Source organism: Pseudomonas sp. SDO5591_S426 (assembly GCF_054070755.1).
On the sequence record NZ_JBSVXD010000307.1, the window covers coordinates 1 to 4,095 of the forward strand.

At 61.1% G+C, this 4,095-nt stretch carries 4 protein-coding genes; all 4 read left to right on the forward strand.

The features are described from left to right. Positions 1-126: 126 nt before the first annotated feature. The 4 genes from ACW9JC_RS29015 to pcaC are packed head-to-tail and all read left to right on the forward strand — an operon-like array spanning position 127 to position 4,045. Positions 127-1,431 (forward strand): MFS family transporter, encoded by a 1,305-nt coding sequence (locus ACW9JC_RS29015; RefSeq protein WP_457459329.1) that lies wholly within the window; start codon positions 127-129, stop codon positions 1,429-1,431. Between the two features lie 43 nt (positions 1,432-1,474). Continuing rightward, entirely contained in the window at positions 1,475-2,839 is a 1,365-nt protein-coding gene (locus ACW9JC_RS29020; RefSeq protein WP_457459331.1) for a 3-carboxy-cis,cis-muconate cycloisomerase, read from the forward strand. 11 nt (positions 2,840-2,850) lie between these two features. Continuing rightward, positions 2,851-3,642 (forward strand): 3-oxoadipate enol-lactonase, encoded by a 792-nt coding sequence (gene pcaD, locus ACW9JC_RS29025; protein WP_457459334.1) that lies wholly within the window; start codon positions 2,851-2,853, stop codon positions 3,640-3,642. A 10-nt stretch (positions 3,643-3,652) separates the two neighbouring features. After that, positions 3,653-4,045 carry a 4-carboxymuconolactone decarboxylase gene (gene pcaC / locus ACW9JC_RS29030; protein WP_448106635.1) on the forward strand — a complete coding sequence of 131 codons (393 nt, stop codon included), beginning with the start codon at positions 3,653-3,655 and terminating at the stop codon, positions 4,043-4,045. Positions 4,046-4,095: the final 50 nt, after the last annotated feature.

The window sequence follows — 4,095 nt, forward strand, 5'->3', positions numbered from 1 at the left end:
TACAGGGTGTACGCCGTATTTATGTAGGCGCTGCCGCAGGCTGCGATCTTTTGATGCTTGTTGCTGTGGAACGGGACTGTTGCAAAGTATGTCTAGACTCTCACTGTCCCTATTGAGTAAAAAACAATGACAACGACCACCGCTACAGAACCTCTCTACACCGGCGAAGAACGCAGCAAGCGGATCTTCGCCATTGTCGGCGCCTCGTCCGGCAACCTCGTCGAATGGTTCGACTTCTACGTCTACGCCTTCTGTGCGATCTATTTCGCCCCGGCGTTTTTCCCGTCCGACAACCCGACGGTGCAGCTGGTAAACACCGCGGGCGTTTTCGCCGCCGGGTTTCTGATGCGGCCGATTGGCGGCTGGATCTTCGGCCGTGTCGCGGACAAGCACGGGCGCAAGAATTCGATGCTGATCTCGATTTTGATGATGTGCTTCGGCTCGTTGCTGATCGCTTGTCTGCCGACGTACGCCAGCATCGGCGTCTGGGCGCCGATCCTGTTGTTGTTCGCTCGTTTGCTGCAAGGCTTGTCGGTGGGCGGCGAATACGGCACCACGGCGACCTACATGAGCGAAGTCGCGCTCAAGGGCCAGCGCGGGTTCTTCGCGTCGTTCCAGTACGTGACCCTGATTGGCGGACAGCTGCTGGCGGTGTCGCTGGTGGTGATCCTGCAACAGTTCCTCAATGAAGACGAATTGCGTGCCTACGGCTGGCGGATTCCGTTCGTGGTCGGTGCGGTGGCGGCGGTGATTTCGTTGTTCCTGCGTCGTTCGTTGAAAGAAACCAGCAGCAAGGAAATGCGCGAGAACAAGGACGCCGGCAGCATTACCGCGCTGTTCCGCGACCATAAAGCTGCATTCATAACCGTGTTGGGTTATACCGCCGGTGGCTCGCTGATTTTCTATACCTTCACCACGTACATGCAGAAATACCTGGTGAACACCGCTGGCATGCACGCCAAGACCGCCAGCTACATCATGACCGGCGCGCTGTTCCTTTATATGTGCATGCAGCCGCTGTTCGGCATGCTCGCCGACAAGATCGGCCGACGTAACTCGATGCTCTGGTTCGGCGCCCTCGGCACTTTGTGCACCGTGCCGATTTTGCTGAGCCTGAAAAGCGTCAGCAGTCCGTTCCTGGCTTTTGTACTGATCACTCTGGCGCTGGCGATCGTCAGTTTCTACACCTCGATCAGCGGCCTGGTGAAAGCCGAGATGTTCCCGCCGGAAGTGCGCGCACTGGGTGTGGGCCTGGCGTATGCGGTGGCGAATGCGATCTTCGGCGGATCGGCGGAATTTGTGGCCCTGAGCCTGAAGAACGTAGGCATGGAAAACTCCTTCTACTGGTACGTGACGGTGATGATGGCGATCGCGTTCCTGTTCAGCCTGCGTCTGCCGCGACAGGCGAAGTATCTGCACCACGATCTTTGATCTTTACGCGGGCCTCACCGGCCCGCGCCTCCAGGGACTGTTTATGAACCAGCGACCGGGCAATCAATTGTTCGATGCCTATTTCACTGCCCGCGATATGCGTGACGTGTTCTGCGATCAGGGCCGCGTCCAGGCCATGCTCGATTTTGAAGCGGCACTGGCCCGGGCCGAAGCGCGGGTCGGTTTGATTCCGCAGACGGCGGTGGCGCCGATCATGGCCGCGTGTCAGGCCGGGCATTACGACTTTGCAGCCCTCGGCGAGGCGATTGCCACGGCGGGCAATTCGGCGATTCCGTTGGTCAAGGCGTTGGGCAAACAGATCGCCGCGAAGGACGCCGAAGCCGAGCGCTACGTGCATCTGGGCGCGACCAGTCAGGACGTGATGGACAGCGGCCTGGTGCTGCAACTGCGCCGCGCACTGGAACTGATCGAAAGCGATCTGGCGCAATTGGGGCAAGTTCTCGCGACCCAGGCTCAGCGTTATGCGGCTACGCCGCTGGCCGGGCGCACCTGGTTGCAACACGCGACACCGGTCACCCTCGGCATGAAAGTCGCCGGTTGGTTGGGCGCGGTGACTCGTAATCGCCAGCGTTTGATCGAACTCAAACCACGCCTGCTGGTGCTGCAATTCGGCGGCGCTTCCGGGACGCTCGCCGCGCTCGGTGATCAGGCCATGCCGATTGCCCAGGCGCTGGCCGAAGAGCTGCAACTGAACCTGCCTGAACAGCCATGGCACACCCAACGCGATCGCGTGGTGGAATTTGGCGCGGTGCTTGGCCTTATCGCCGGCAGCCTCGGCAAACTCGGCCGCGACATCAGCCTGTTGATGCAAACCGAGGCGGGCGAAGTGTTCGAACCTTCGGCGCCGGGCAAGGGTGGTTCCTCGACCATGCCGCACAAACGCAACCCGGTAGGCGCGGCGGTGCTGATCGGCGCGGCGACTCGTGTACCCGGTCTGCTCTCGACGCTGTTCAGCGCCATGCCACAAGAACACGAACGCAGTCTCGGGTTGTGGCATGCAGAATGGGAAACCCTGCCGGAGATTTGCTGCCTGGTGTCCGGCAGCCTGCAACAAGCGCTGTTGGTCGCCCAAGGTCTGGAAGTGGACGCCGAACGCATGGCGCGCAACCTCGACCTGACCCAAGGCCTGGTGCTCGCCGAAGCGGTGAGCATCGTCCTCGCGCAACGGGTTGGTCGCGATACCGCGCATCATTTGCTGGAGCAATGCTGCAAACGTGCCGTGGCCGAACAGCGTCATCTGCGCGCGGTGCTCGGTGACGAACCGCAAGTGACTGCCGAACTGTCGGCCGCCGAACTCGATCAACTGCTGCACCCCGCTCATTACCTCGGCCAGGCCAAAACCTGGGTCGAGCGAGCGGTGGCCGAACATTCTGCATTGACTGCCTGAAGGAGATTGCTGTGGCTTTCGTTCAACTCGCCGATGGCGAACTACATTATCAAGTTGATGGACCGGTCGATGCGCCGGTGCTGGTGCTGTCCAACTCACTGGGCACCGACCTGCACATGTGGGACGCGCAGATCCCGGCGTTCACCGAGCATTTTCGCGTGCTGCGTTTCGACACTCGCGGTCACGGCAAATCGCTGGTAACCCCGGGGCCGTACAGCATCGAGCAACTGGGCCACGACGTGCTGGCGCTGCTGGATGCCTTGCACATCGAGCGCGCGCATTTCTGCGGGCTGTCCATGGGCGGGTTGATCGGCCAGTGGCTGGGCATCAATGCCGGTGAGCGTTTGAACAAACTGATCGTGTGCAACACGGCAGCGAAAATCGGTGATCCGTCGATTTGGAATCCGCGTATTGAAATGGTGCTGCGCGATGGTCAGGCGGCGATGGTTGCCCTGCGTGACGCGTCGATTGCACGCTGGTTCACCCCGGACTTCTCCGAGGCCAACCCGGCGGCGGCCAAGCAGATTACCGACATGCTCGCGGCGACTTCGCCGGAAGGTTATGCGGCCAACTGCGCAGCAGTGCGCGATGCCGATTTCCGTGATCAGTTGTCCTTGATCAAGGCGCCGTTGCTGGTAATCGCCGGCGCTCAGGATGCGGTCACGCCGCCGTCCGGCGGGCACTTCATTCAGGAGCATGTGCCGGGCGCCGAGTACGCCGAGTTCCATGCCGCGCATTTGTCCAACGTCCAGGCCGGTAGCGCGTTCAGCGAGCGGGTGCTGGCGTTTCTGTCGGCTCAGTGAGGATTATTTCGTGGACGAGAAACAACGTTACGACGAGGGAATGGAAGTCCGTCGCGCAGTGCTCGGCGATGCCCACGTCGACCGCAGCCTGACCACCCTGACCGAGTTCAACTCGGAGTTTCAGGAGATGATCACCCGCCACGCCTGGGGCGACATCTGGACACGTCCCGGCCTGCCGCGCCATACGCGCAGCCTGATCACCATCGCCATGCTGATCGGCATGAACCGCGAGGGCGAACTCAAACTGCACCTGCGTGCTGCCGCCAACAACGGCGTGAGCCGTGGCGAGATCAAGGAAGTGATCATGCAGAGTGCGATCTATTGCGGGATTCCGGCGGCGAATGCGACGTTCCACTTGGCGGAAGCGGTGTGGGATGAGTTGGGGGTTGAGTCGCGGGAATAGGGTCGCGGTTTAAAAAGATCGCAGCCTTTGGCAGCTCCTACAGGGGAAAG

What these genes read in the sequence shown, in the direction of transcription:
- ACW9JC_RS29020 (WP_457459331.1), top strand. Translation starts at nt 1,475, where the DNA reads ATGAACCAGCGACCGGGCAATCAATTGTTCGATGCCTATTTCACTGCC.
- ACW9JC_RS29015 (WP_457459329.1), top strand. Translation starts at nt 127, where the DNA reads ATGACAACGACCACCGCTACAGAACCTCTCTACACCGGCGAAGAACGC.